Annotated in this window: 21 protein-coding genes; 10 read left to right on the forward strand and 11 right to left on the reverse strand. The window is 55.6% G+C overall.

Annotated features, from left to right (window positions below):
• The first annotated feature begins 13 nt into the window (after positions 1-13).
• From THINI_RS18185 to THINI_RS23735, 5 genes are all read left to right on the forward strand, one after another.
• Complete coding sequence (locus THINI_RS18185; RefSeq protein WP_002709991.1) at positions 14-1783, forward strand: acyl-CoA dehydrogenase family protein; 1770 nt, start codon at positions 14-16, stop codon at positions 1781-1783.
• A 14-nt stretch (positions 1784-1797) separates the two neighbouring features.
• Positions 1798-3456, forward strand: coding sequence for an electron transfer flavoprotein-ubiquinone oxidoreductase (locus THINI_RS18190; RefSeq protein ID WP_002709992.1), 1659 nt, complete (start codon positions 1798-1800; stop codon positions 3454-3456).
• 133 nt (positions 3457-3589) lie between these two features.
• The gene (gene bktB, locus THINI_RS18195) at positions 3590-4774 is read left to right on the forward strand and encodes a beta-ketothiolase BktB (RefSeq protein ID WP_002709993.1); all 1185 of its coding nucleotides are present in this window, start codon (positions 3590-3592) and stop codon (positions 4772-4774) included.
• 25 nt (positions 4775-4799) lie between these two features.
• Positions 4800-6926 (forward strand): fatty acid oxidation complex subunit alpha FadB, encoded by a 2127-nt coding sequence (gene fadB / locus THINI_RS18200; RefSeq protein ID WP_002709994.1) that lies wholly within the window; start codon positions 4800-4802, stop codon positions 6924-6926.
• A gap of 61 nt (positions 6927-6987) precedes the next feature.
• Positions 6988-8004: an AraC family transcriptional regulator gene (locus THINI_RS23735; protein WP_002709995.1), complete on the forward strand. Its 1017-nt coding sequence runs from the start codon at positions 6988-6990 to the stop codon at positions 8002-8004.
• A 49-nt stretch (positions 8005-8053) separates the two neighbouring features.
• On the opposite strand, the gene THINI_RS18210 is transcribed toward THINI_RS23735, so the two are convergent.
• Positions 8054-9250, reverse strand: coding sequence for a DcaP family trimeric outer membrane transporter (locus THINI_RS18210; RefSeq protein ID WP_002709996.1), 1197 nt, complete (start codon positions 9248-9250; stop codon positions 8054-8056).
• Between the two features lie 325 nt (positions 9251-9575).
• On the opposite strand from THINI_RS18210, the gene THINI_RS18215 reads away from it, so the two are divergent.
• Positions 9576-11222: a long-chain-fatty-acid--CoA ligase gene (locus THINI_RS18215; protein ID WP_002709997.1), complete on the forward strand. Its 1647-nt coding sequence runs from the start codon at positions 9576-9578 to the stop codon at positions 11220-11222.
• Positions 11222-11632 (forward strand): MaoC family dehydratase, encoded by a 411-nt coding sequence (locus THINI_RS18220; RefSeq protein ID WP_002709998.1) that lies wholly within the window; start codon positions 11222-11224, stop codon positions 11630-11632. The genes THINI_RS18215 and THINI_RS18220 overlap by 1 nt, the downstream gene beginning before the upstream one ends.
• Before the next feature lie 70 nt (positions 11633-11702).
• Here the strand turns inward: THINI_RS18220 and THINI_RS18225 are convergent, their stop codons facing one another.
• The 3 genes from THINI_RS18225 to THINI_RS18235 all read right to left on the reverse strand — a co-directional run bounded on the left by THINI_RS18225 (position 11703) and on the right by THINI_RS18235 (position 15315).
• Positions 11703-13505: a PHA/PHB synthase family protein gene (locus THINI_RS18225; RefSeq protein WP_002709999.1), complete on the reverse strand. Its 1803-nt coding sequence runs from the start codon at positions 13503-13505 to the stop codon at positions 11703-11705.
• Positions 13506-13633: 128 nt separating this feature from the next.
• Positions 13634-14008: a PGPGW domain-containing protein gene (locus THINI_RS18230; protein ID WP_002710000.1), complete on the reverse strand. Its 375-nt coding sequence runs from the start codon at positions 14006-14008 to the stop codon at positions 13634-13636.
• A 110-nt stretch (positions 14009-14118) separates the two neighbouring features.
• A complete protein-coding gene (locus THINI_RS18235) occupies positions 14119-15315 on the reverse strand; it encodes an ammonium transporter (RefSeq protein ID WP_002710001.1) in 1197 nt (398 codons plus the stop codon).
• A 299-nt stretch (positions 15316-15614) separates the two neighbouring features.
• Here THINI_RS18235 and THINI_RS18240 point away from each other — a divergent pair, with 299 nt between their 5' ends.
• Positions 15615-16073: a hypothetical protein gene (locus THINI_RS18240; RefSeq protein ID WP_002710002.1), complete on the forward strand. Its 459-nt coding sequence runs from the start codon at positions 15615-15617 to the stop codon at positions 16071-16073.
• Here the strand turns inward: THINI_RS18240 and THINI_RS18245 are convergent.
• Both THINI_RS18245 and THINI_RS18250 read right to left on the reverse strand, forming a co-directional pair.
• The gene (locus tag THINI_RS18245) at positions 16070-16693 is read right to left on the reverse strand and encodes a DUF302 domain-containing protein (RefSeq protein ID WP_002710003.1); all 624 of its coding nucleotides are present in this window, start codon (positions 16691-16693) and stop codon (positions 16070-16072) included. The two genes, THINI_RS18240 and THINI_RS18245, sit on opposite strands and share 4 nt — an antisense overlap.
• 88 nt (positions 16694-16781) lie before the next feature.
• Positions 16782-17186: an SCP2 sterol-binding domain-containing protein gene (locus tag THINI_RS18250; protein ID WP_002710004.1), complete on the reverse strand. Its 405-nt coding sequence runs from the start codon at positions 17184-17186 to the stop codon at positions 16782-16784.
• A 112-nt stretch (positions 17187-17298) separates the two neighbouring features.
• Between THINI_RS18250 and THINI_RS23740 the strand changes: the two genes are divergently transcribed.
• Complete coding sequence (locus THINI_RS23740; RefSeq protein ID WP_002710005.1) at positions 17299-18342, forward strand: efflux RND transporter periplasmic adaptor subunit; 1044 nt, start codon at positions 17299-17301, stop codon at positions 18340-18342.
• Positions 18339-21485, forward strand: a complete 3147-nt coding sequence (locus THINI_RS18260) for an efflux RND transporter permease subunit (RefSeq protein ID WP_002710006.1) — start codon at positions 18339-18341, stop codon at positions 21483-21485. Before THINI_RS23740 ends, THINI_RS18260 begins: the two co-directional genes overlap by 4 nt.
• Positions 21486-21585: 100 nt before the next feature.
• Here THINI_RS18260 and THINI_RS18265 read toward each other — a convergent pair whose 3' ends face one another.
• From THINI_RS18265 to hrpB, 5 genes are all read right to left on the reverse strand, one after another.
• The gene (locus THINI_RS18265) at positions 21586-22143 is read right to left on the reverse strand and encodes a hypothetical protein (RefSeq protein WP_002710007.1); all 558 of its coding nucleotides are present in this window, start codon (positions 22141-22143) and stop codon (positions 21586-21588) included.
• Between the two features lie 166 nt (positions 22144-22309).
• Positions 22310-22804 (reverse strand): thiol peroxidase, encoded by a 495-nt coding sequence (tpx, locus tag THINI_RS18270; protein ID WP_002710008.1) that lies wholly within the window; start codon positions 22802-22804, stop codon positions 22310-22312.
• 60 nt (positions 22805-22864) lie between these two features.
• The gene (locus THINI_RS18275; protein ID WP_002710009.1) at positions 22865-23353 is read right to left on the reverse strand and encodes an FKBP-type peptidyl-prolyl cis-trans isomerase; all 489 of its coding nucleotides are present in this window, start codon (positions 23351-23353) and stop codon (positions 22865-22867) included.
• A complete protein-coding gene (gene lpxL, locus THINI_RS18280; protein WP_002710010.1) occupies positions 23320-24273 on the reverse strand; it encodes an LpxL/LpxP family Kdo(2)-lipid IV(A) lauroyl/palmitoleoyl acyltransferase in 954 nt (317 codons plus the stop codon). The genes THINI_RS18275 and lpxL overlap by 34 nt, the downstream gene beginning before the upstream one ends.
• Before the next feature lie 49 nt (positions 24274-24322).
• Positions 24323-26911 (reverse strand): ATP-dependent helicase HrpB, encoded by a 2589-nt coding sequence (hrpB, locus tag THINI_RS18285; RefSeq protein ID WP_002710011.1) that lies wholly within the window; start codon positions 26909-26911, stop codon positions 24323-24325.
• Positions 26912-26964: the final 53 nt, after the last annotated feature.

Below are 26964 nucleotides of genomic sequence, written 5' to 3' on the forward strand. Positions count from 1 at the left end.
AGGAGCATTACGCATGAGTTACGTACACCCTTATCAAGATGCTGAATTCGTTTTGCGTCATATTGTCGGTTTCGACGCGCTGTGTACCGATGCGGGGCTGGATGAAGTCAATACAGACCTCGCGGTGGCGATACTGGATGAGGCAGGCAAAATGGGTACTGAAGTCCTCGCGCCACTCAACCGGGTAGGGGATGCAAACCCTGCGAAATTGGGTGGGTCGGGTGTAGAGCAGTCACCGGGTTTTAAGGAGGCTTATTCACAATTTGCCGAAGCAGGCTGGTTATCGCTGACCGTGCGTGAAGAGTTCGGCGGGCAAAACCTGCCAAACGTCCTGGGTACTGCCGTGAATGAAATCTGGCAGTCCGCCAATCTGGCTTACGGCCTTTGCCCACTGTTAAGCCAGGGGGCGATGGAAAGTATCGCGCATCATGCCAGTGCTGCGTTGCAACAGGCTTATTTGCCGAAAATGGCAACAGGTGAGTGGACAGGTACCATGAACCTGACTGAGCCAGATGCAGGCTCGGATTTGGCCGCTGTTAAAACCAGGGCCATTGCCGAAGGCGACCACTACCGCATTTCCGGGCAGAAAATCTTTATTACCTGGGGTGATCATCAAATGACACCTAATATTGTGCATCTGGTGCTGGCGCGCTTGCCGGATGCGCCAGCGGGCGTCAAAGGCATTTCCCTGTTTATCGTGCCCAAGTTCATGCTGGATGAAAACGGCGAGCCGGGCGAGCGCAACGCTGTGCAGTGCCTGTCGCTGGAACACAAGTTAGGTATCCACGGCAGCCCAACCTGCGTGATGGAATTTGATCAGGCCGTCGGTTATCTGGTGGGCGAAGCCAACAAGGGTTTGTCGTATATGTTCACCATGATGAACCATGCCCGCCAGTCTGTGGGGTTACAAGGGCTGGCCATTGCCGAGCGCGCTTATCAGCAAGCCCGCCAGTATGCCAAGGAACGCCTGCAAGGCACGCGCCGTGACGGTTCGCGCATTCCGATTATCCAGCACCCGGATGTGCGCCGCATGTTGTTGACCATGAAAGCTTGTATTGAAGCAATGCGGGCATTGGCTTTCACTGCGTCGGCTGAAATTGACCGGGCGCGTTATGCGCAGGATGCCACGCAAAAAGCCCTGCACGCGGCACGGGTGGAGCTGTTGACGCCGATTGTCAAAGGCTGGCTGACGGAAATGTCTCAAGAGTTGACTTCCCTGGGGATTCAGGTTCATGGCGGCATGGGGTATGTGGAAGAAACCGGCGCGGCACAGCATTACCGTGATGCACGCATCCTGACCATTTATGAGGGGACAACCGGAATTCAGGCGCTCGACTTTATCGGGCGTAAAACCCTGGCCGATCAGGGGGCAGCTTTATTAGCCCTGCTTCAGGAAATGGATCAGGTTGCGGATGAATTGCGTGAAATAACCTACCCCGACCAACATGTCTGCAAAGGTTTCGAGAATGCCCTGGGCATGGGGGTGGAAGCCCGCGAATGGGTATTGAGCCATGCTGCGGATGACGCACATTTTGCTGGTAGCGCCAGTGTCAACTTCCTGATGTTGTTTGGTTATTTGTGCGGTGGGTGGTTGTTGGTCAGTGGCGCGCTACAGGCCAAAGCGATGCTGGATACGGGCGCAGGGGATACGGATTTCCTGCAAGCCAAATTATTGAGCGCCCGCTTTTACTGTGAGCATGTTTTACCGCGTACAGGGGCTTGCCTGGCGGCGTTGAAAGCCGGTAGTTCCAGCATTATGGCGATGTCGGAAGACCAGTTTTAGACGAGGGGCATCCCATGGAAAATCATGAACGTGATGCGATGGCATTTGATGTTGTGATCGTCGGCGCTGGCCCTGCTGGGTTGGCGGCGGCGTGTCGGCTCATGCAGCAGGCGCAGGATGCCGGGCAGGAACTCAGTGTGTGCCTGGTCGAGAAAGGTTCAGAAGTCGGGGCGCACATCCTGTCTGGCGCGGTTATTGAAAGCCGCGCCCTGGATGAATTGTTCCCTGACTGGCAGGCCATGGGAGCACCGCTCTCTGTGCCAGTGGTGAAAGACGAGTTGCACCTGTTGCGTGATGCGCAGCGTTCGGTACAGATTCCACATGCGCTGATCCCCGCCACCATGCACAACGACGGCAATTACATCGTTAGTCTCGGCAATGTGTGCCGCTGGTTGGCGGAGCAGGCCGAAAGCCTGGGCGTGGAAGTATTCCCCGGTTTTGCTGCCCACGAACTGCTGTTGAATGAGGATGGCAGCGTGGCGGGTGTCATTACGGGTGACATGGGCGTGGGTGCGGATGGCGAACCCAAGGACAATTTCACGCCCGGGATGGAATTGCAGGCCAAATACACCCTGTTTGCGGAAGGTTGCCGTGGGCATCTGGGCAAACAGTTGTATAGCCGCTTCAGGCTGGACGCAGACAGTGATGCGCAACATTACGGTATCGGCTTCAAAGAACTGTGGGACATTGACCCGGTGAAACACCAGCAAGGTCTGGTTGTGCACGGTTCGGGCTGGCCTTTGGGCGGCGGTACGAGCAGCGGTTTCTTCCTGTATCACACCGAAGGCCATCAGGCTGTGGTGGGTTTGATCGTCGACCTCAACTACAGCAACCCTTACCTTAGCCCGTATGATGAATTCCAGCGTATGAAGCACCACCCCTTGCTGGCGCGGTATCTGGGTGGCGGCAAGCGCGTGGCTTATGGTGCGCGCGCCATTGCCAAGGGTGGTTTTAACGCGCTGCCGAAAATGCACTTCCCCGGTGGTTTGCTGGTGGGGTGTGAGGCCGGTACGCTGAATTTCGCCAAAATCAAAGGCACGCATACTGCGATGAAAAGTGGCATGTTGGCGGCGGAAGAGGTTTTTGCTGCCCTGGCCGCTGGCGATACAGGTGGTAGGGATCTGACTGGTTACGCACAACGCTTCCAGGATTCCTGGGTTTACGACGAATTGTACAGTAGCCGTAATTTTGGCCCGGCACTCCACCGGTTTGGTGCATACCTGGGTGGTGCGTTCAACTTTCTGGACCAGAACCTTTTCAAGGGCAAGTTGCCGCTGACCTTGCGGGATAACCACCACGATTACGCGCAACTGCGTCAGGCCAGTGAGTTTGCCCCGATCACCTACCCGAAACCGGATGGCAAACTCAGCTTTGACAAGCTGACTTCGGTGTTCTTATCCAGTACCAACCACGAAGAAGACCAACCGTGCCATTTGCGCCTGCAAGACCCGGCCATTCCGTTAGGTAAAAACTGGCGGGAATACGCTGAACCCGCGCAACGTTATTGCCCTGCGGGTGTGTATGAAGTGGTGGTGGAGGATAACGGCCTGCGTTTCCAGATTAATGCGCAAAACTGCATACATTGCAAAACCTGCGATATTAAAGACCCCGCGCAAAACATTACGTGGGTAACACCGGAAGGTGGGGGTGGCCCGAATTACCCGAATATGTAAACGGCGTTTGAATAAAATCCCGAGCGCCGTTGTTACCTCGCAATGACGCTCTAAATTTCCTTGAAATTCAAAAACAAAAAAGCCTGCAAATCGCTGGGAGAGTATCCCTCGTTCTTTTAATTAGGAGTTGGCCATGAATAAACATGAAGTTGTTGTTGTTAGCAGCGTGCGTACTGCGATTGGTACTTATGGCGGTAGTTTAAAAAATCATCGTCCGGTGGATTTGGCGGGGCTGTTGGTCGCGGAAGCCATTCAGCGTGCTGGCGTGGATGTTAGCCTGTTTGGGCATAGTGTTTTCGGCAATGTCATTCACAGCGAGCCTGCGGACATGTACTTGTCACGGGTGGCAGCGATGCAGGGCGGTTTGCCGGAAACCGTACCTGCGCTGACCCTGAACCGTTTATGTGGCAGTGGTTTGCAAGCCGTGGTGACTGCCGCCCAGCAGATTGAGCTGGGTATTTGTGAAGCGGTGGTGGCGGGTGGGGCGGAATCCATGAGCCGGATACCTTTCCATTTGCCCACCGCCCGTTTTGGGCAACGCATGGGCGATGGCGTCATGGTTGACCCGATGGTTGGGGCGCTGAATTGCCCGTTCAACCATTACCACATGGGGGTGACGGCAGAAAATGTGGCGGAGCAATACGGCATTACCCGCGAGCAACAGGACGGGCTGGCTTTGGAAAGCCATCGTCGGGCGCAACAAGCCATTGAGGCCGGATATTTCACTAGCCAGATCCTGCCGATCGAAATCAAGGGGCGCAAAGGCACACAATTGTTCGCTACCGATGAGCATGTGCGCCTGGATTGCACCCTGAATGAATTGGAGGTGCTGAAACCGGTCTTCAAAAAAGGTGGCACGGTGACGGCGGGTAATGCCTCTGGCTTGAACGATGCCGCTGCGGCCATTGTGATGATGAGGCGTGAAAGCGCTGAAGCGCAAGGTTGCAAGGTGATGGCACGTTTGGTCGATTATTCCGTTGTTGGGGTCGACCCCAAAATCATGGGGATTGGGCCGGTTCCGGCGATCCGGCAAATTTTGGCACGTCAAGGTCTGGGGGTGAATGACATTGATGTGTACGAGGTGAATGAGGCGTTTGCCGCGCAAGCCCTGGCGGTGGCGCAACAACTGGAGCTGCCAACCGAGCGCCTGAATCCGAATGGTAGTGGTATTTCCCTGGGGCATCCGATTGGGGCAACCGGCGCATTGGTCACGGTGAAAGCCTTGCATGAACTGGAGCGTATCAACGGGTGTTACGCAATGGTTAGCCTGTGCATCGGTGGCGGACAAGGGATTGCTGCCTTGTTTGAACGCGTTTGATTCAACCATGACCGAGGACGACACGATGTTGTACACAGGAAAAACCTTGTCCTTGCAGGCTCTGGATCACGGGCAAATGGAGCTGGTGCTGGATGCGCAGGGCGCGGCGGTAAACGCATTGAATAGCGTCATGGTGACGGAGTTGCGTGCGGCTGTGCAGTTATTGGAACAGGTCGGTGGCGTGACAGGTTTGTTGGTGAGCAGTGCCAAACCTGCTTTTGTGGTCGGGGCGGATGTTACCGAATTTCAGGCATTCTTCGCCTTACCCGATGCTGGGCTGACCCAATGGTTACTGGATACGCAAGCAGTATTTAGCCAATTGGAAAGCCTGCCATTCCCCACGGTGGCGATGGTGAATGGCCTGGCATTAGGCGGTGGTTTTGAATTGGCCCTGGCTTGCGATTTACGTGTCTTGAATGCCAAAGGCAAAGTGGGTTTGCCTGAAGTGACCCTGGGTTTATGCCCTGGTTGGGGTGGCACGGTGCGTTTGAGCCGTTTGGCCGGGGTTGAAACCGCTTTGGCCTGGGCAGTCACGGGTAAACCGGCAGCCGCCGCGCAAGCCTTGGCGCAGGGCGCGGTGGATCGTGTTGCCGCCGAGGGGCAATTGCGCGAAACCGCGCTGGCCTTGCTGCAAGCGGCAAGCGCTGGAGACGTAGACTATCGGGCAAAACGCCAGCAAAAGCAGGCAAGCGTTACCATCACGGCAGATGCCTTAAGCGCAGCGCACGCCAGCCAGACCGCAAGGCTGGATAGGCACTATCCTGCACCTTGGCAGATTGCGGATATGTTATGCCAGCACGCGCACTTGCCATTTGCTGATGCTTTACGCGCGGAAGCTGAATGCTTCACCTTGCTGGCGCGTACCGATGCGGCGAGCAGCTTGCTGGGTTTGTTCTTCAATGATCAGGTGTTGAAGAAAAAAACCAGGGCATGGGGCAAGCAGGCAGCGCCTGTCAAGCAAAGCGCGGTTTTGGGTGCTGGTATCATGGGCGGTGGTGTGGCTTACCAGTCGGCACTATTTGGTATCCCGATGCTGATGAAGGACATTAACGGGGCGGCACTGGATTTGGGTTCAAAGACCATCCAGCAGTTACTGGATCGGCAGGTGCAGAAAGGTACGATGACAGCTGAAAAAAAAGCGGCTGTTCTGGCAGCAGTGAAACCGACGCTGGATTACAGCGATTTTGCTGCCGTGGATCTGGTCGTGGAAGCCGTGGTGGAAAACCCTGCCATCAAGCAAAGGGTGTTGCAGGAGATTGAAGGCTTGGTGGCGGAGGATGCAGTATTAACCTCCAATACCTCAACCATTTCAATTACGTCATTGGCGGAAGGGTTGGCGCGCCCAGCACAGTTTTGCGGGATGCACTTCTTTAACCCTGTACCACAAATGCCCTTGGTGGAAATCATCCGTGGCGCATTGAGCAGTGATGCCACGATTGCCCGTGCCGTTGCATATGCCGATGCCATAGGCAAAGCCCCGATAGTGGTCAATGACTGCCCCGGCTTTCTGGTTAACCGCATTCTGTTCCCGTACTTCAACGGCTTTAACCGTTTGTTGAAAGACGGGGTGGATTTTCAGCGCATTGATAAGGTCATGGAGGCATTCGGCTGGCCGATGGGGCCTGCCTATCTTGCTGATGTGGTGGGTCTGGATACGATGGTACACGCGGATGAAGTCATGCAGGCCGGTTTCCCCGAGCGTATGGGGCATGACGGCGAAACCGTCATTGAGGCACTGGTGAGCGCGGGGTGTCTGGGGCAGAAAAATGGCAAAGGTTTCTACGAATACGGCGTGGATGAGCGTGGCAAACGCTTTAAACGCCCGACAGCATTGGCGCAAACCCTGAATGCGGTGACAGATGCCCGTGTAACCAGTGATCAGGACATTATTGACCGGATGATGATCCCGCTGTGTACCGAGGCAGTGCGTTGTCTGGATGACGGCATTGTGGAAACAGCAGCAGAAGTCGACATGGGGCTGATTTTGGGCTTGGGTTTCCCGCGTTTCCGGGGTGGGGCCTTACGCTACCTGGATACACTAGGGTTGTCGGCATTTGCGGGGCGTGTGTCGGCTCATGCGGTGCACGGTGCTTTGTATACCCTCCCGGCAGGTGTGCAGGCCCGTTTGGCAAGCGCATCCAGTTTTTACTAGGTTTTTCATGAGTTAGGGCAATAGTTATCTATTGCCTTTTTTTAGTTGTTGAGGCATCGGTTTGGGTTTTATTGACAGTTTGTTTGATACGCTTCCTCGCCGTTTATCGGATGCCGATTTGCTGGTTAAAACGGCTGATCCCGATACACTTCAGGCAACCCTGAATACGGTGATGGAAAACCTTTCCATTCAGCTGAGTGCTGCTGCTTCTGGGGGCAGCTTTTGCGTGAGCCGGTTGCCCTTGAGCGCCGTGCAATTACTGTATATGAAATGTCCGGATGCCATCCGAGTAAAGTCAGCCATGCTCAAGTCTGTGTTGATGGTATTTCCTGTCAGTGGTGGCTTGACACAACGTCTGAATGGCGTGGATATAGCCGTGCGGCCAGGCAATGCATTGGTGGTGTCATCAGGTGACAGGCTGAATGCGCAATGGTTGGAGAAAACCGAAGCATTTGTGATCCATGTGCCGGATTTCACCTTGTTCCGTTATTGGGTGGATTATTGGGATGGCCATGTTATTTTTCCTGCCACATTCTCCCCGGTATTGTCGTATGCCAAGTCTTCAGGAAATAGTGTCAGTAAATTGCTTGCTGATATTATGATGGATGCGGGTGATGAGAATTCCTTGATCCGGCGGGGTGTGACGCTGGCGGCGGTGGAAAACCGTTTGATATTGACCTTGTTGCATGACTTGCTTGCGAGTTACCCTGAAAAAAAGGGTATAGGTGTTGATGGTTTTAAACCTGTCTATATCAAGCGGGTTTTGCAGTATATTGTGGAAAATGAGCGGGAAAATATCAGTATGGCAGATTTGGCCAGAGTTGCTGGGGTTAGCCCACGCACTTTACAATTGGGGTTTGACAGAATTTACGGCATTCCGCCCATGAGTTATGTGCGGCGGCATAAACTGGTCAAGGTCAGGCATGTTTTAAAAACACTGATGACAGATAATGTTGTTATCGGTGATATTGCCGCCAAATGGGGATTTTTGCACTCCAGTAATTTTGCCAGAAATTATAAAGAGCTGTTTGGCGAATCTCCCTCTGCGACAGTCAATAAACGTTTGATGGCACTTTGAACCACGAGAGCTGGGAGAAGAGCCATTACTGACCCCTCTCCCGGCAGGGTTAAAAATTGTATTTGGCAGAGAATTGCAGGCGATCCATATCGCCTTCGCTACCATTGCTTTTCTCCAGTTTGCCATGAATATATTCACCGCCTAATGTGACTTCCTTGGTTGGGTTGTACAGCAGGTTGGCGTGGATACTTTGCGACTTTTTGTTGAAAACACCGGCTGCGGCATCAGCATCCGCTTCGTAAATGGCATAGCCTAAGGTTGAGCTGGCTTTGGGTGTCCAGGCGTGCTTGTAACCAATGTGGGCGGCAGTCTGGTCGATGGTCTTGATTTTGCCGTTAGCGTCCAAATAACCATCACTATTGAGGGCAAGCCCCACATAACGCCCCAAACCCTTGCCTTGCGTGAGGCTGAAACGGACATCATCCTTTTCGCCGACATTGATTTTACCGGCAATATTGACGCCAGCTGCCGTCGTGCTGGAGTCAACCTTGGTGGTAGGGTCTTCGTATTTCAACTGGCGAGCCAGACCAGCGACCGAAACATTACCAAAATCACCTTTGTGGGTATATTTGACTGTCAGGTCAGGCAGGGAACTGTCATTAGTATCGACCCGCCCTGATGAGGTGTTGATGCGGGTTTCCGGGTTTTCCAGTGAGGCGGAAAAAGGGCCATTGGTATAACGTACCTGGGCTTGCCGGGTAGCGACTACCCCTTCAGCCAGCGTAAACAGGTCAAGCGTATCTGCCAGTGATGAGGTATTGAGGGCATTCGTCCAGGTTTGCCCTACTGTCCAGTTGTCATAGGAAATGGTGGCATGACGCAGGTCGACACCGCTACGGTTGGTGGTGACCTTGCCGTTGGAGGTGGGGCTGCCGGGGCCGAAGTCAACCTCGATCAGGCCGTTAATTTTTTTGCCGTTTTCCAGTTCAGTAGCCGTTTTAAGGTTGAAGCGGGTTTGTTTGGCATGGGCGTTGAATTTGGTGGACTCACTTGTGCTGGCTGCACCTGCGGCGGTTGTGGGAATGACCGATGGGATGTAAAAATCATCAATAGCTGTTGATACGGGTGTACCATCGTTGTAATTGGTAAACATGGCATCAAGTTTAACAAAACCACTAACGTCTACCGAGGTATTGCCAATCTTGGCATCTGCCGCTATGGCATTTGCGCTGAATGCGCCTAGCAAGATGATGATCCCGTTGCGTGTATGGCACAAATGGCCATGATTATTATGAGAATGACCCATGGAACTCCTCCTCCGAAAATAATATCGAATATCCGTCATTTACAGATGGTGTCTAACCAAGCAAAAACACTTGCTTAAGGTAATAAAAAATACATCAGTTGGTTTTTTACAACTGATGGTCTGAGGATAAAATATTTGAGTCAGATAGGGTTAGCATGGAAGCGAAGCCAGTAGCAAAAAAACGAAAATAAACAGAGCAGTTTGTTTTTGTGCTTGCGATACATTTCGATACATTTCAGCAATATTCATGAAATTCTTTTTTTTAAGAATGAATAGAAAAGTAATTGGAAAAAGTGTTTATAAATATGCTGGAAGGAGGATGTTGATGTTTGGTCAAATGATGACAATGCCGTTGTTGATCAGTTCCCTGATTAAACATGCTGAAATGTACCATGGTGAAACACCGATTGTTTCAGTGGAAACGACAGGTGGTTTAACACATACCCGTTGGGCTGAAGTTTCCCGACGTTCGCGCAAGCTGGCGAGTGCGCTGGATTATTTGGGCATTGCATCAAGTGAGTGCTGCGGAACCATTGCCTGGAATAACCATCGCCATCTGGAAATTTATTTTGGCGTCTCAGGGAGCGGACGGGTTTGCCATACGATCAATCCCCGTTTGTTTCCGGCACAGCTGGTCTACATCATTAATCATGCGCAGGATAAAGTCCTGTTTCTGGATAAAACCTTTTTGCCTGTCATTGCGCAATTGCGCGACAGACTCCTAACGGTTCAGCACTATGTGCTAATGAGTGCCAAGGATGAAGAGGCTGTCAGTTTGTTGCCTGGCTTGCTGTTTTATGAGGATTTGATTGAGCAAGGCAGTGAGGACTTTGCGTGGCCTGAACTGGATGAGCAGGAAGCTTCCAGCCTGTGTTATACCTCTGGCACGACGGGCGACCCCAAAGGAGTGTTGTATTCGCACCGCTCGACCCTGTTACATTCCTTTGCGATTGCCCTGCCTGACAGTATGGGGCTTTCTGCCCGCGAAACCATTTTGCCGGTTGTCCCCATGTTCCATGTCAATGCCTGGGGTGTGCCCTATGCTGCCGCCATGGTCGGTGCCAGTTTGGTCATGCCGGGGCCGGGGCTGGATGGCAACAGTTTGCTGACCTTGATTGATGGCCAGCAAGTGACCCTTGCCTTGGGCGTACCAACCATCTGGCAGGGTTTGTTACGGGCAATGGAACAGTCTGCTTCGCGCGTCCCCAGTTTGCGTCGGACTATCATTGGCGGGGCTGCTTGCCCACCGTCAATGATCAGTACATTCCGTGACTTATACCAGGTTGAAACCATTCATGCCTGGGGAATGACGGAGCTTAGCCCGGTGGGTACGGTGAATCATTTGCTGAAAAAGCATGAGCAGTTACCGGAAGACGAACAGCATAAGCTGAGGGTCAGCCAGGGACGCCCCTTGTTTGGAATTGCACTGCGCCTGACCGGGGACGACGGTGAGGTCTTGCTGCCTGATAGCGCTATGCAAGGCAACCTTCAGTGCCGTGGCCACTGGGTCGTGGATACCTATTTCAAATCCGGCGACTCAGCCTTGGAGGATGGCTGGTTTTCTACCGGGGACGTATCCACTCTGGATGAGGATGGCTATATGACCATCCGCGACCGTTCCAAGGACATTATCAAGTCTGGTGGTGAGTGGATAAGCACAGTAGAGCTGGAAAATATTGCGGTAGCGCACCCGGAAGTGCTTAGTGCAGCGGCGATTGCAGCCAAACACGAGAAATGGGATGAGCGCCCTTTATTGATTGTGGTTAAACGCGAGGGCAGCACACTATCGCCCGAGGCGCTATTGCATTTTTATGAGGATAAGGTTGCGAAATGGCAGATTCCGGATGACGTCGTTTTTGTGGAAGAGCTACCGTTGAATGCAACCGGTAAGTTATTAAAAAACAGGTTACGGGAAGCTTATGGTGACTACCTGATAAAAAAGGATAAGCCACAGAAATGGGGGAGCCAGTGATGAAAGCATTGAATGTCGGTGATATGGCATCCATCTCCCACGCCTTTAGCGAAGCTGATGTCAAATTGTACGCAGCGCTCTCGACCGATAATAATCCCGTGCACTTGGATGTTGAATTCGCGGCATCTACGCAATTTGGCCAGCGTATTGTGCACGGCATGTTGGTGGGTAGCCTTTTTTCAGCCCTGCTGGGGGAACATCTGCCGGGGAACGGCTCCATTTACATGACCCAAAATCTGCAATTCAAGGCTCCGGTGTACCTGGATATGGAGGTGATTGCCAAAGTGGAAATTACCGCCATCCGTGAAGGCAAGCCAATTGTTAACCTGAAAACGACCTGCGAAGACAGCACTGGCAAGCTGCTGGTGACGGGGGAGGCAGTCATGTACGTGCCTTGGCTGAAAGGCTGACCGACACCGCGCCGAAACGGGTAAAAACAGAGGGAGCTGGGCTGAATACCCGGCTCCCTTGTTTATTTCATCAGCCTGCTTTGACTTTCACATAAGTGCCGGGAGCCGGGCACATAGCTGGCAGTTTACCTGCGCCGGGTTCACGCGCTTCAGTTTGTTCGCCAGCATAAGCGGAAACCCACTTATCCCAGTCGTGCCACCAGGATTGCTTGCTGGGTGTTGCACTCTTGAGCCATTGATCAGGGTCAGTAGCCAGCGTGCCATTAGTCCAGTGACCATACTTGTCTTTCGCGGCAGGGTTCACAATCCCGGCGATATGGCCGGACTGGCCAAGCACGAAGCGTACCGGGCCGGAGAATAATTGCGCACCCTTGTAGGTGGTTTTCCACGGCGCAATGTGGTCATCCTGGGTGGAAACGAAATAGACCGGCGTTGTGACCTTGCTCAGGTCGATGGCTGCGCCGTTAACCGTGATGCCGCCGGGTTCCCTCAGGCGGTTGTTCAGGTACATATTGCGCAGGTAGAAGCTGTGCATGGCCGCTGGCATCCGGGTGCTGTCCGAGTTCCAGTACAGCAGGTCGAATGGGATCGGGTCTTTGCCGAGCAGGTAGAGGTTGACAAAGAATGACCAGATCAGGTCATTGGCGCGCAGCATGTTGAATGCAGCACCCATGTTCTTGCCTTCCAGATAACCGCCGTTTTTGTCCATGCGTTCTTCGATGGATGTCACCTGAGCGTCATCCAGGAATACGCCGATTTCACCCGGTTCGGAGAAGTCCAGCAGGGTGGTGAAGAAGGTGGCACTTTTCACGCGCCCATCACCTTTCGCCGCCAGCCAAGCCAGGGTGATGCCTGACAGTGTGCCGCCCAGACAGTAGCCGACCATGTTGACTTCACGCTCGCCGGTTGCCTGTTCAATCATGTCCATGGCTGTCAGCGTGCCTTTTTCAACGTATTCGTCGAAGGTCAGGTCACGTTGCTCGGAGCCAGGGTTAATCCAGGAGATCATGAATACGGTGTGACCCTGTTCCACGGCCCATTTGACGAAGGAATTCTGCTCGCGCAGGTCAAGGATGTAATACTTGTTGATCCACGGCGGTACGATCAGCAGAGGTGTTTTCCGTACCGTGCCTGTCGTTGGCGTGTACTGGATCAGTTCCATCAGTTCGTTGCGGAACACAACCTGCCCTGGCGTGGTGGCAATGTCGCGGCCCAGCTCAAACGCCTGCATGTCAGTCATGCGGATGCGTAATTCACCGTCCTGAAAGTCATTCAGCAGGTTTTCCATGCCTTTGACCAGATTGTCGCCGTTGGTATCGCGAATAGCCTGCCAGACCTGCGGGTTGGTGTGGGGGAAATTGTTGGGAGCCAGCGCATCCAGCAGGTTATTGAGGAAGAACTGCGCTTTTTTGCTTTCCTGCTCAGGCAGGCGGGTATCCAGTTCTGCCAATGCTTTCCAGTAACCGGCAAAATTCAGGTAGGTTTGCATCACCGCTTCGCTGAGAGGGCCTTCTTTCCATGCAGGGTCTTTGAAACGGCGATCCTTGTTGCTTTCATCATCACTGAGGGAAATGCCGGGGAAGCCCAGCAGGCGCATGTTCAGGCGTTGCCATAGGGAGAACTGTTTTTGCAGTAATTCCTGATTGTGTTGAATGATGCGCGCGGGATGATAAGCCAGATTGATAAACCAGTTCTTTAATGCATTAGGAAACGCCATATCACCGGCAGAGCTTGCCGGTCGGGTCTTGGCGGATGCCTGCGCCATGCGGGCATTGAATAGTTGCCACAGCATGAATGCTTTGGTCAGATTGGCCTGTAATTGCAGCGGTTGAAAACGCTGAGGTTCAGTCGTCGTTTTGATGGGGCTTCCCATAGTTGGTTTCCTTTATTCAGCAAGTAGTTGCCAGCAGATGGGAGAACCCATGCACACTCTGATAAGAACGGCCTATCATAAAGGCTTTTGTGCAATGCGCAAATCGTTTGTTGCCGAATTTCGGCATTCTAAGGTACTTCAATCAGGGGGTGGCGCTCTTTTCTGCGTATCCAGTTCAATGCCTTGAGCACACCCCGACGGGTGATGACCCATTTCTCGATTTCAAACTTGCCGGGGAAATTCATGATGCCTAACCCGACCATAATGGTGAGGATGCCTTGCCCCGGTAATACCAGCATGGCGATACCCGCAATCACTACCGGCAAGCCCAGCAAATTGCGCATGATAGTGTGCGGTTCCAACATGACATGCCACTTGTGCGGATCACGCGGGCGGGTGAAATAATCAGCCGGAATCCTGCCCACAAGCCACGGCAGCATCAGCAAGGAAAACACAAAAGTAACGGCGGAAATTACGCCCAGCCAGACGAAAAACGCTTCCAAAGAAAAACCCCGTGGGTATCAATCACGGGGTCGATTCTACGCCGGTAGGGTAAACGTTTGGAAGAAACCTTCCTGTTCCTCCCCTGATAAGGGGAGTTAGGAGGGGTTTCTTACGTATCCGGATTGGCCTTGATCTTGTGGATGGTCAGGTCAGCACCGTTGTATTCCTCTTCTTGGGTCAGGCGCAGCCCACCCATGGCCGCCTTAAGGATGCCGTAAACGAGGAAACCGCTGGCAGTAGCGATACCAACCCCAATCAACGTGCCAACCAACTGTGCACCGAAGCTGACGCCACCCATGCCGCCCAGGGATTCCAGGCCGAAGATACCGGCAGCGATGCCACCCCATGCGCCACACAGGCCATGCAATGGCCAGACGCCCAGCACATCGTCCACTTTCAGTTTGTTTTGGGTCAGGGTGAAAGCCCACACGAACAACGCGCCAGCGACTGCGCCGACGAACAGCGCACCCAGCGGATGCATCAGGTCAGAGCCAGCGCACACAGCCACCAGCCCGGCCAGCGGGCCGTTGTGGATGAAGCCAGGGTCATTTTTGCCCGCGAACAGGGCTGCCAGAATACCGCCTACCATCGCCATTAGCGAGTTAATGGCAACCAGACCGCTGATACCCTGAATGCTTTGCGCCGACATCACGTTAAACCCGAACCAGCCTACGGCCAGCACCCAAGCGCCCAGTGCCAGGAACGGGATGCTGGAAGGCGGATGCGCTGACATCGGCTGGCCATGCTTGTTGTAACGGCCATGACGATGACCCAACAGGATCACAGCGCCCAGCGCAATCCAGCCACCCATGGCGTGTACGACTACGGAACCGGCGAAGTCATGGAATTTCGCGCCGAATGTGGCTTCGATCCATGCTTGTACGCCGTACAGGTTGTTCCAGATCATGCCTTCGTAGAATGGGTAGATGAAAGCCACGATGATGAAGGTGGCCAGCAGTTGCGGGTAGAATTTCGCGCGCTCCGCAATCCCGCCGGAAATGATGGCCGGAATTGCCGCTGCGAAGGTCAGCAGGAAGAAGAACTTGACCAGATCGTAGCCGTTTTTCTCCGCTAGTACGCTGGCACTGTTAAAAAAACCGGTTTGGTAGGCGACCATGTAGCCAATGAAGAAATAAGCGATGGTTGAGACGGCAAAGTCGGTGATGATCTTGACCAGGGCGTTGACCTGGTTTTTGTGGCGCACCGTGCCGACTTCCAGAAATGCGAAGCCTGCGTGCATGGCCAGCACCATGACGGCTCCGATCAGGACAAACAGGGTATCCAAAGCGGGTACAAGTTGCTCCATTCCAGTAACCTCTAACATGCGAATAATGGAAAAGTGCACCATCATAACCACCTGATAATCAATGGCTAGCATTCTGCGCACAAAGTTGGGGACTTTCTTTGAAAAAATTGCTGTTTGAGTTTAATCAATCTAAAAATATCACTTTTTAAGTGCTTATAACATAATTAGCACCATATCTGTGCATTAAGCGCACTATGAGCGAGAGGCTGAGCAGATGTATAGGGTTTGCTCAATCAGTTCGTACTTTTCCAGTTTACGTATATGATTAGCGGGAAATGGAAGCTTTTCAAGAGTGTGTAATGGATACATTATTGCGGATTATCAGGCCACTTTGGTTCTCGTCGCCCGGCATCAGCCTGTTTATGGGGGGCGTGCTGTGGGTAGTTGCGTTGACCCAGGTTGTTTTTTATACCAATGAAGGGGTGGTAATGGGGTATTGGGTGCTGGCAACGGGTTGGCTGGGTTTTACGCTGTTTCAGTTTGCCTGGTACGCCAACTTGCTGGAGTTCCTGGGCGTGTTGCTGATGCAACGTTACCCTAACCGGGCGATGGCGCTGGTGGTGGCGGGGGTATTTCTGGCGGGACAGGCGTTCTGGTTTAACGAAATTCCCGATGAACACGCCAATATGCAGATTGTGCAATTGGGGGCGGGCTTCTGGTTGTGGTATGCCAGCATGGTGCTGATTACCCTGGGGGTGATTTTTGGCTCAGGCGAGGGGGAACTGGCCCCGCCGCCTGATTCCGTAGACAAATCTTAGAATTCGCCAGCTGCGCCACGCTTCATGATGTCGGTGATGATTTCCTGCACTTTGGTGGCTTCGGCGTGCAGGTCAGGTGGCAGGGTCTTGCCACCGTAGATCATCATGTCCATATTCAGGGCGATCAGCTTGTACTTGCCTTCCTTGTCCTGGATCATGGCGATACGGCAAGGCAGATAGGCGGAGAATGCGTCACTGAACTCCACCATTTTCATCGCGGTCTGCGGGTTACAGAACTGGAAGATTTTCAGGAAACGCTGGTCTTGCCCGGTTTCCAGCTTGACTTGCTCAGACAGCGGCAGCTCGCCCACCGCTTTGATGTTGTGCTCATTAGCGACGAATTTCATGGCTTCCTCGGCGTCTTCCGGGGAAACGCCGTCCGCCAGTGGGTAGACCACCACGGTGGCATCAGCGGAATTGCCGGTTTCCTTCAGCTTTTTCCACATATCCATGTAGACATCCTTGGCTTTGGGGTCGAGCTGGTCGAGCGCGGCCTTTTCAGCGCCGATGTCCATGTCGCCCATCTGGCTCATCATGGGGGCAAACTTGGTGTAGGCGAAAGCGCCACCGATAATGGCAATTAGGCCAATGATGGCAAGCAGGTTGCGGATCAGGTTCATGTAATTCTCCTCTCTAGCGCGTGCAAAAACAGAAAAAGCCACCTATTGATGGCTTTCTCCGTCAAATTATTCCATTTGTAACCGAATTTTATTGGGTGTCAATTTTGGCCATCAAAGCGAATGATTTGATGAAGGGGCCTGCCATGGCCGGGTTCTTGATCATGGCACCGTAGTCACCGGACAAGAATTTCAGTTTGCCAAACGTATAGGCAGTGCCGAGGCCGACCATGCCCAGTGGTTCTTGGGTCCATTTCATCCAGTCCTTGCGGGCTGCGCGCATGTCCCAGTCAGGTGTTTCGCCAGCGTAGTCGCCTGCGCGTACACATTCGCCGTTTTCCACGACAAATACGCCCAGTGGCTTGTCTTCACCCTTGATGCCGCAAGTGATGACGGAATTGAAGTTGATGGCGGCCAGCTTGTCCTTGACATCCGGGTCAGCGTTCCACAGATCCTTGAGTTCGTTCATCCAGTCAGCGGAAAAAAGTTGTGGCATGTTCCTCTCCTAATGCGTGTTTATGAAGTAACTGTTGTTGAATAGGCATTTTACAAAAGACTGTATATCCTGCATCCTTTCATTTCGCAACCTTTTACAAGCGATAATCTCAATGCTGCGAAAACTGTCATTTGTTGGCGTTGCTTCCTCCCTCGTGGCCGCGCTGCTTTCCTCACCGTGCGTGTCGGGGGGCGATGCTGCCACCGCCACACTCCAAGTCACCCTGCGTCCACTCGGGGAAATTCTCCAATCCTCTGAGCGTAGTGTAGCAGCAAGCCTGATCGGTTTGAACGATAGTACGCTAAGTGCGGAAATTTCCGCGAAAGTGACCCGGTTGCAGGCCGATACCGGTGATGCTGTCAAGGCTGGCCAGGTGCTGGCGGAGCTCGACTGCCGCGACTACAACTACGCCCTCAAGCAGGCGGAGGCAGGGGGGCAGGCAGCTGGCGCCCGCTACAATCTTGCCAATACCCAGTTTCAGCGCAACCAGAAGCTGCGCAAGAGCGGTGTAGTCCCGATGGAAACACTCGACAAGATTGCAGCCGATTACGACGCAGCCAAAGCCGATTTGGCGGTTGCCAATGCGCTGGTGGAAACGGCGCAACTGGCGGTTTCCCGTTGCCAGCTCAAGGCTCCGTTTGCCGGACAGATTACCCAGCGTCATTTGCAGCTTGGGCAACAGGCAGCGCCTGGCACGCCAGCCTTCCAGTTGTTGCAGGGCGACGCCTTGGAAGTCAGCGCCAACCTGTCGGTCAGTGAAGTTCAGGATCAGGCGCAAGGCTCGCAACTGCGTTTCGTGGCCGATGGCGTTTCCATCCCGCTACAAGTCCGCGCCGTGGTTGGGCAGATTGCGGGCAATACCCGCACTCAGGAAGTCCGCTACACCCCGCAGGACACGCATGAATTGCCGGTAGGGCGTGCGGGCCGCGTGGTTTGGCAGGGAAAATTGCCGGTGCTGCCCGCCAGTTGGATCGTGCGCCGCGAAGGTGGCCTCGGCGTGATGCTGGAGGAAAACGGGGTGGCGAAGTTCCATCCGTTGCCCGACGCCAAGGAAGGCCAACCAGTGTTGACCGACCTGCCACCGGAAACCCGGCTGATCGACCAGAACCGGTTGCGGGTGCGGGATGGCGAGCCTGTCGAAGTGGTGGCAAAGTGAGTTTGTATGCCCGCCTGCTGCAAAATCACGTCCTTGCCAACCTCACCTTCGTGCTGGTGCTGGTGATTGGCTTCCTGTCCTACAACCTGATGCCGCGCCAGCAAGACCCGACTATCAACTTCAACTGGATTTCCATCATCACCGCCCTGCCGGGGGCGAGCGCGGAGGATGTGGAAAAGCGCGTCACCGACCCGCTGGAAGACGCCATCCGCAGCATACAGGACATGAAATTTGTCTCCAGCAACAGCCGCGCCAACGTCTCCAGCCTGCTGGTGCGCTTCGAGGACATCGACGAGCGCACCTTCGACAAGCGCGTCGCCGACCTGCGCCGTGAAATCCAGAATGCGGAAGACCTGCTGCCTGCCGAGGCGCTGGATTCCGTCATTATCGAAATCACCACTGCCAACGCCTTCCCCGCCGCTATGATCGCGGTGCAAAGCATTGCCGATGACGAAAACCTGCGCGTACAGGCCAAAAACGTCGAAAAAGCTCTCGAACAGCTTAAGGGTGTGGATCGCGTCGATGCAGTAGCGCTGGACGACCCGGAATTGCAGGTGCGTTTCGACCCCGCCGTGCTCGAAGCCCTAGCCCTGTCGCCGGGGCAGTTGTCGGATACGGTGCACGCCTGGTTCCGCGACCTTTCCGCCGGTAGCGTGGACGTGGATCAGCAAAGCTGGCTGGTGCGCCTGACCGGCAAGACCAGCGACCCGCAGGCGTTGGGGGAATTGCCCGTACCCGGCTTGCAGGGCGAAGTGCCGCTCTCCCGCGTCGCCAGCATCGAACGCGCCCGTAAGGAAGCCACCCAGAAAGTGCGCCTCGACGGTGAGCCAACCGTGCTGTTCGCTGTCATGAAACAGGATAACACCAACATCCTCGACCTGCTGGGCACGCTCAAAAACTACATCGACGAGCGTAACCAGCAAGTCGGTGCGACCGGCGTGAAACTGGCGCTGGTGGACGACCAGACCATACCCACCCGTGAAGCCATCCGCATCATGGAAAGCAACGCAGCCATCGGCCTGCTGATGGTGCTGTTCGTCGCCTGGTTATTCCTCGGCACGCGCATTTCGCTGCTGACCGCCATCGGCATCCCTTTCATCCTCGCCGCCACCTTCTGGCTGCTCTCCGCGATGGGCGAAACCCTCAACGTCACCGTGCTGCTCGGCATCGTCATCGTGCTGGGGATGCTGGTGGATGACGCCGTGGTGGTGGTCGAATCCATCTACTACCGCCTGCAAAAGGGCATGGACGCGCTCACCGCCGCGCTGGAAACCATGCGCGAAGTCGCCCTGCCGGTAACAACGGCGGTGCTGACCACCATCGCCGCCTTCCTGCCGCTGATGCTGCTGCCGGGTATCCTCGGCGCGTTCATGAAAGTCATCCCGATGGTGGTGACGCTGGCGCTGGCGATCAGCCTGATCGAGGCGTTCTGGATGTTGCCCGCGCATGTGGCGGTTGCGGGCATCCGTTTCGACAAGCCTTCCCGCATCCAGCAAATCCGCAGCCGCGCTACCCACTGGATACAGATCAAATACTCGAAGCTGCTGGTCAAGGTGTTACGCTACCCGCGCACGGCGCTCAGCGGCATCGTCCTGATGTTTTTCCTCGCCATCGGTATCGTCACGGCGGGGCTGATCCCGATGAACTTCTTCGCCGCCGACAGCCTGCGCCTGTTCTACGTGAATGTGGAAATGCCCAGTTCCACCTCGCTTGACCAGACCATGCAAAAAACGCTGGAAGTCGAACGGCAGGTGAAAAAGCACTTGCAGCCGGATGACGCGCGTTCGGTGGTGGCCTATTCCGGCATGATGTTCACTGAAACCGAACCGCTGTATGGCTCGCGCTACGGGCAACTGGTGGTAAGCCTGAAACCGCTGTCGGAAGGTTCCCGCGAGGTCAAGTCCATCATCGAGGACATGCGCGCCGATGTGGTCGGTGTGCCGGGGGCGAGCAATATCGCGTTCCTGGAACTGGCAGGTGGGCCGCCAGCTGCCAAGCCCATCAGTGTGAAAGTGCGCGGCGACGATTACGCCGAAATTCAGGGTGCGGCTACTGCGTTGAAACAGATTCTTGGTTCCAATCCCGGCATCAGTGACATCACCGATGACGCCAGCCCCGGCCAGATGGAAATGACCCTGCGGCTGCGCCACGACAACATCCGCCGTGCCGGGGTGTCGGTAGAGGAAGTTTCCCGCACCCTGCGCCTGCTGGTGGATGGCGAAGTGGTCGCCGACATGCAGGATCAGGGCGAAAAGCTGGAAGTGCGCGTCAAGCGCCAGGACGGCGACCTGCGCAGCGTTGACCAGATGCTGGATTTCCGCCTGCCCGCACCGGATGGCGGCAGCATTCCGTTACGCGAACTGGTGGAGGAACAGAAAGCCGTATCGCTGGGTAACATCCGCCATTACAACTTCCGCCGCGCCATCACGCTGGAAGCTGATCTGGTCAAGCGTCCGGAGGAGCCGTTCTACGAATGCCGTTTGCAACCGGCGTTCAGCGGAGAAGCGCCAGATTACACGCAATGTGCGTTGGATACGGTGCAGGCCAACCAGCTGCTACTGGAAGGCTGGGAGCCATACAAGGCGCAATTTCCCAACATTGACCTCGATTTCACCGGGCAGCTGGATGATTTGCAGGAAAGCCTGGATTCGATCGGGGTGTTGTTCCTGTTTGGCGTTGGGCTGATGTATTTGATTCTGGGTACACAGTTCCGCAGTTACTGGCAGCCGTTGATGATCCTGTTCACCGTGCCGATGGCGTTTACCGGCGTGGTGTTTGGTTTGTTGGTGACGCAGAATCCGTTGAGCCTGTACACGCTTTACGGGGTGGTGGCGCTGGCGGGGATTGCGGTGAATGCGGCCATTGTGCTGATTTCTGCTGCCAACGACCGGCGGGAACAGGGGATGAGCATTTTGCACGCTACTGTGTATGCGGCGCGGCGGCGGGTGATTCCAATTCTGATCACCTCCCTGACTACGATTGCAGGCTTGTTCTCACTGGCAACCGGGTTGGGGGGCAAGTCGCTGATCTGGGGGCCGGTGGCGACGGCAATTGTGTGGGGGGTAGGGTTCTCGACCGTGCTGACGCTGTTTGCGATTCCGGTGCTGTACCGGATTTCCAGCCGCCAGCGCTCTGAGCCGTGATTGGGAAGAAACCCCTCCCGACCTTCCCTTATCAGGGGAGGAGTTGAACGTGCCACTTGGCTTCCTTCCCTGATAAGGGAAGGGTTGGGGGTGGGTTTCTTCAGCGGCAAGCCTGCTTGCGCAGGTTGGCGGCTTCCCTGAACAGCCTCACGGAAGTGTTACGGTTTCCGCGTTTGGAGGCGCTGACGGCCTGGCTTTCTGCGTTGGCAGCCAGCCCGTTCAACACCTGACAACTGGGCATTGTGCTTGGCTGGGGGGCAGGTGTTATGCGGACATTGGTGCGTACTTGCGGTGCAGGTGTCTGAGCAGGTTGGACGTTGGCGCGTACTTGTGGTGCGGGTCGGATGTTGGTACGGGGCGCAGGGGTGGGTGTGATGTTTGCCCGGGCAGTGGTTCGCGGCGTCGCCTGGGGGGCTGGTCTTGCAACAGTGCGCGGGGCAGCGACGGCATTGTCGCGCAGGGCAAGCTGCTGCTGTCGGCGTTGTTGGGCTACGCGCGGGCTAGGTGGTGGAATTGGTGGTGGGCGGGTTGCTACCCGTGTGATGGAGTTGCTGGTGTTGCCGTAGCAGTAAAAGGAGGATGTGCAATCGGCGGCGAAAACAGCGGCGCTGCCCGCGCCAGCCATCATGGCCGTTAACATCAGGGCTGTCAGTTTCATGCTTGTTTCCTGTTTTGCGCGCAAACGGGGGTTATTATGGAGTCTTGATGGATACTGACAGGAGTGTAGCAAAAAGATGACGGAATTGCCGTAAAATGCTTAAATTTTAATTGGTTATAAAAAAAGCCTGCATTATGCAGGCTTTTTTTATCCGTTATGGGTCAGCTCAGAGGGCTGCTAATGCTGCATCGTAGTTGGGTTCCTGTACGATTTCAGGAACCTGCTCGGTATAGGCGACCTTGCCATCCTTGACGATGACGACGGCGCGTGACATCAGGCCAGCCAGTGGGCCGGTGGCGATGGTGGCGCCATAGTTGTCGCCGAAATCGGTGCTGCGGAAAGTGGACAGGGACACCACATTTTCCAGACCTTCAGCGCCACAAAAACGGCCGTGGGCGAATGGCAGGTCGGCAGAAACGCACAGCACGGTAACGTCGGGGTTGCTGCTGGCAATTTCGTTGAACTTGCGGGTGGAAGCAGCGCAAACGCCAGTGTCAACGCTGGGGTAGATGTTCAGAACCACGGTTTTGCCCGCGAAATCCGCCATTGTCACATCAGACAGGTCGGTCTTGGTCAGGGTGAAGGCAGGTGCATCGCTGCCGACAGCCGGGAGGTTGCCGATGGTTTCGATAGGGTTGCCTTGCAGGGTAATGGTCGCCATAAAGTGAGTGCCTCCTTCAATGAATAAAAAACCGTCTTATAAAACCTTGGGTGTCATGCGTCAATGGTGGTGGCCGTGTGCGCCGTGGACGTGGCCGTGGTCGATTTCTTCCGCTGTTGCGGTGCGTACATCCAGTATGGTGAGGTCGAAAGTGAGCGCCACGCCAGCCAGCGGGTGGTTGGCGTCAATGGTAACGCTGTCGGCGTCGACGGCGGAAATGCGGATCACCTGATTACCCGCCGCAGTTTGTGCATGGAATTCTGCTCCGGCGAAAATCTGTTCCTCGGGAATGCCCTGGAACATGCTGCGTGGCACTTTTTGGGTCATGCGTTCGTCGTATTCGCCGTAGGCTTCCGCAGGCGGGATGGTGACTTTCATGCTGTCGTCGGCCTGTTTGCCGGTGAGGTGTTTTTCCAGCCCGGCAATAATGCCGTTGGCACCGTGCAAGTAAGCGAATGGTTGGGCGGCGTCGGCCTGATCCAGAACTTCACCCTGGTCGTTGGTGAGGGTATAGGTCATGGTGACCACGGTGTCTTGTGCGATTTGCATGGGTTTTCCTTGGGGTAGAGTGTGTATCGGTTGCCACCGGCGGGGTCGTCCTTGTAGCGGCGGTGTGTCCACAAATATTGGGCGGGGAACTCGCGCACCTGTTGCCCGATGATGTGGTTTATCCTTGTTGTGTCGTCCAGTATGGCTGCTGTGGGGAAATTTTCAAGTACTGGCAGGAAGCGCAGCAGATAACCGGTAGCGGTGCGCACCGTGAAGAACGGCACGACTTGCGCCTTGCCCAGCTTGCACAGGCGGCTGGTGGCGGTGTTGGTGGCGGCTTCCACGCCGAAAAACGGGGCGAATACGCTGTTCTTGTGGCCGAAATTCTGGTCTTGCGCATACCAGACCACATGCCCCTGTTGCAGGCTGCGGATCATGTCGCGGATGTTGTCACGCGGAATGGCCTTGCCGTAGCGTTTGGAACGCAGACGGGCGACGCGCCATTCGATCAGCGGGTTTTGGTGCGGGCGGTAGATGACGTGCAGCGGAATGTGTTGCGCCAGCAGGCGTCCGCCCAGTTCCAGGCTGGTGAAATGGGCACTGAGCAGCACCACGCCGCCTTGTTGCATGGCGGTTTGCAAGTGTTCCATGCCTTCGATGCGGGTCTGGCGGGCAAGGCTTTCATCGCTTCCCCACCAGCTCAGGGCGGTTTCCAGCAGGCCGCGCCCGAGGGAAATGAAGTGTTCGCGGTTGAGGTGGAAGCGTTCCTGTAGTGAAAGTTCGGGGAAGGCCAGTTCCAGATTGATGCAGCAAATCTGGCGGCGTTTGGGCAGCAGGTAGAACATCAGCAGGCCGAGTTGCTTGCCCAGCCACATTTGCGCGCGCCATGGTAGTTGCACCAGCAGCCAGAGCAAACCCAGCCCGAACCAGGTTGGCCAGTAGCGGGGGTGCAGGAATTGTTTGCCGGAAATTTTTGTCATGGGCGTAGCGTAGCAGATAAAGGCAAGGCGGATAAAAGCAAATGGGCGCTTAAAGCTGCTGCTTGGTTTTACGGGTGGCGACCGCTTGTAATGGATCATCCGGCCACGGGTGTTTGGGGTAACGGCCTTTCATGTCCTTTTTCACGTCATGGTAGGAAGTGCGCCAGAATCCGGCCAAATCCTGCGTGATCTGCAACGGCCTGCCTGCGGGGGAGAGCAAGTGCACGATCAGGGCAACCTTGCCGTTGGCAACGGTTGGCGTTTCCTGGCAACCAAACATTTCCTGCAATTTAACGGCCAGCACCGGTGGTGACTGGCTGTAGTCGATGACGATGGAGGAGCCGGAAGGGACGGCAAGACGTTTGGGAGCCAGTTGTTCAAGACGCTGCTGTTTATTCCACGGCAGCAGGGTGCTGAGGATGTTGGTTAAATCCAGCCGTTTGAAATCGGCCAGCGTGTTCACCTCATTCAAGTAAGGGGAGAGCCAGTCTTCCAGCGTCGCCAACAAGTGTTCGCGGCTGACATCCGGCCACGCTTGCCCAGGTTCCGCGCTGCGCAGCAGGTTGATCCTTGCGCACCATTGTTCGTGCTCTTTTTGCCACGACAGCAAATCTAGACCCTGTTTGCGGATGAAGCTGATCAGTGCGGTGCTTTTGGTGTCAGCAGGGATATTTTGCAAGGGCTTGCGTTGCAGCACCAATGCGCCGATTTTCTGTTGTTCTTCGGCGATGAAACGGCCTGCTTTCTGATCCCATTCCACCACGGTTTGGTTGTGAAGCTGATCGGCCAGGGTGCTGGCAAGCAGCTTTTCATCCAGCGCGGCGGCAGAGCGGATAGTGTCGCTGCTTTTGCCTGCCATGCTGCTGACTTCGGCAATGGCCAGCCAGTGCTGGTTGCCGAGGGCGTGTTTGTCGGGCAGGTTGGCGCTGCGTCCGTTGGCAAGCTGGTAGCCGCCGGAATGTCGGCGGCGGGCTATGCGGTCGGGGTAGGCGCAGGCCAGCAGGTAGCCGTTGATGGATGAAGAAACCCCTCCTAACCTCCCCTTATCAGGGGAGGGGCGTTCTTGCACAACAGTAGCAGATACGTCTTGTTCCTCCCCTGCCAAGGGGAGGTTAGGAGGGGTTTCTTTAAACTGCCTGGCAAGCTGGCGGGTGCGTTGCAGCCAGCCTTGTTGCTGGGCGGGGCAACGGGTGGTTCCGGCGAGGATTTCCAGCGGATGGCTGATGTCGGGGTTGTCTTGCGCGAACGGGTTGCGGTCGGAAAGCAAGGCGGCGAGGTTGGCGGCGGCTTGCAGGTGTCCGGCTTGCGTGCCGCAGATCAGCAGGTGGGCAAGGCGCGGGTGGACGGGCAGGGCGGACATGGCTTGCCCGTGCGCTGTCAGTACGATGGATTGGCCCTTGCGTCCGATGGCTCCCAGCGTTGCCAGCAAGTCCAGCGCCTGTTGCCAGGGGCCGGAGGGTGGCGTATCCAGCCAGCGCAGTTCCGCCGGGTCGTCCACGCCCCATTGCAACAGTTGCAGGGCAACCGGGGCGAGGTCGGCACGCAGGATTTCCGGGGTGTTGTGGGCGACGAGTTGTTCCTGCTGGCTTTCCGTCCACAGGCGATAACACCTGCCGGGGGCGAGGCGGCCTGCGCGTCCGGCGCGTTGGGTACTGGAGGCACGGGAAATGCGCGTGGTATGCAATCCGGTCATGCCGGTGCCGGGGTCGAAACGGGCTTCGCGCACCAGGCCGGAGTCGACAACCACATCCACGCCTTCGATGGTCAGGCTGGTTTCAGCGATGTTGGTGGCAAGTACGATTTTGCGCTGGCCTGCGGGTAAGGGGGCGATAGCCTGTTGCTGTTCGTCCAGCGTCAGGTTGCCGTATAGGGGGCGCAGGTGTACGTCGCGCCGTTTACGTTCCAGTAGCCATTCACCCAGCGCGCCGGTGGTGCGGTGGATTTCGCCCTGACCGGGCAGGAAAGCGAGGATGCTGCTGTCAGGGTTGTCGCTGATGGCTTGCCGCAGGGTGGCGACCATGCGCTCGACGATGCGTTCGTTGGGTTTGGCAGCTTGTCCGTAGAGGATGTCGACCGGGTAGGTGCGGCCTTCGCTGCGCACGACCGGCGCGTCATCCAGCAGGCTGGCGACGGCGGCGCTATCCAGCGTGGCGGACATGACCAGCAGTTTCAGTGGGTCGGCTTCATCACGGAACAGTTCGCGCCCTTTCAGGCACAGGCTGAGGGCGAGGTCGGAATCGAGGCTGCGTTCGTGGAATTCGTCGAAAATGACCAGCCCGATGCCTGCCAGAGACGGGTCTTGCTGTAACATCCGGGTGAGGATGCCTTCGGTAATGACTTCGACACGGGTATTCCGGCTGGTTTTGTTTTCCAGGCGCATCCGGTAGCCGACGGTCTGGCCTGCGTTTTCACCGAGCAGGTTGGCCATGCGGTGGGCGGCGCTTTTGGCGGCGATGCGGCGGGGTTCCAACATGAGGATTTTCTTGCCGGAAAGCCACGGTTCCTCAAGTAATGCCAGAGGAACGAGCGTTGTTTTACCGGCTCCCGGCGGGGCTTCCAGCACAACTTCGTGGCGCTTGCGCAGTGCCTGTTTGAGGTCGTCGAGGATGGCCACTACGGGTAGCTGGGTGGAGTCCAAAAGTCTTTTTCCTGTTTGAGTTCAACGAAGGTGGTTTCATCAGGGTTTCTTGA

Source organism: Thiothrix nivea DSM 5205 (assembly GCF_000260135.1).
GTDB lineage: Bacteria > Pseudomonadota > Gammaproteobacteria > Thiotrichales > Thiotrichaceae > Thiothrix > Thiothrix nivea.

What these genes read in the sequence shown, in the direction of transcription:
- THINI_RS18225 (WP_002709999.1), bottom strand. Translation starts at nt 13,505, where the DNA reads ATGGGAAGCCCCATCAAAACGACGACTGAACCTCAGCGTTTTCAACCG.
- THINI_RS18235 (WP_002710001.1), bottom strand. Translation starts at nt 15,315, where the DNA reads ATGGAGCAACTTGTACCCGCTTTGGATACCCTGTTTGTCCTGATCGGA.
- THINI_RS18220 (WP_002709998.1), top strand. Translation starts at nt 11,222, where the DNA reads ATGAAAGCATTGAATGTCGGTGATATGGCATCCATCTCCCACGCCTTT.
- THINI_RS18275 (WP_002710009.1), bottom strand. Translation starts at nt 23,353, where the DNA reads ATGCAAATCGCACAAGACACCGTGGTCACCATGACCTATACCCTCACC.
- tpx (WP_002710008.1), bottom strand. Translation starts at nt 22,804, where the DNA reads ATGGCGACCATTACCCTGCAAGGCAACCCTATCGAAACCATCGGCAAC.
- THINI_RS23740 (WP_002710005.1), top strand. Translation starts at nt 17,299, where the DNA reads ATGCTGCGAAAACTGTCATTTGTTGGCGTTGCTTCCTCCCTCGTGGCC.
- bktB (WP_002709993.1), top strand. Translation starts at nt 3,590, where the DNA reads ATGAATAAACATGAAGTTGTTGTTGTTAGCAGCGTGCGTACTGCGATT.
- THINI_RS18265 (WP_002710007.1), bottom strand. Translation starts at nt 22,143, where the DNA reads ATGAAACTGACAGCCCTGATGTTAACGGCCATGATGGCTGGCGCGGGC.
- fadB (WP_002709994.1), top strand. Translation starts at nt 4,800, where the DNA reads ATGTTGTACACAGGAAAAACCTTGTCCTTGCAGGCTCTGGATCACGGG.
- THINI_RS18215 (WP_002709997.1), top strand. Translation starts at nt 9,576, where the DNA reads ATGTTTGGTCAAATGATGACAATGCCGTTGTTGATCAGTTCCCTGATT.
- THINI_RS18240 (WP_002710002.1), top strand. Translation starts at nt 15,615, where the DNA reads ATGGATACATTATTGCGGATTATCAGGCCACTTTGGTTCTCGTCGCCC.
- THINI_RS18210 (WP_002709996.1), bottom strand. Translation starts at nt 9,250, where the DNA reads ATGGGTCATTCTCATAATAATCATGGCCATTTGTGCCATACACGCAAC.
- lpxL (WP_002710010.1), bottom strand. Translation starts at nt 24,273, where the DNA reads ATGACAAAAATTTCCGGCAAACAATTCCTGCACCCCCGCTACTGGCCA.
- THINI_RS18185 (WP_002709991.1), top strand. Translation starts at nt 14, where the DNA reads ATGAGTTACGTACACCCTTATCAAGATGCTGAATTCGTTTTGCGTCAT.
- THINI_RS18250 (WP_002710004.1), bottom strand. Translation starts at nt 17,186, where the DNA reads ATGCCACAACTTTTTTCCGCTGACTGGATGAACGAACTCAAGGATCTG.
- THINI_RS18190 (WP_002709992.1), top strand. Translation starts at nt 1,798, where the DNA reads ATGGAAAATCATGAACGTGATGCGATGGCATTTGATGTTGTGATCGTC.
- THINI_RS18245 (WP_002710003.1), bottom strand. Translation starts at nt 16,693, where the DNA reads ATGAACCTGATCCGCAACCTGCTTGCCATCATTGGCCTAATTGCCATT.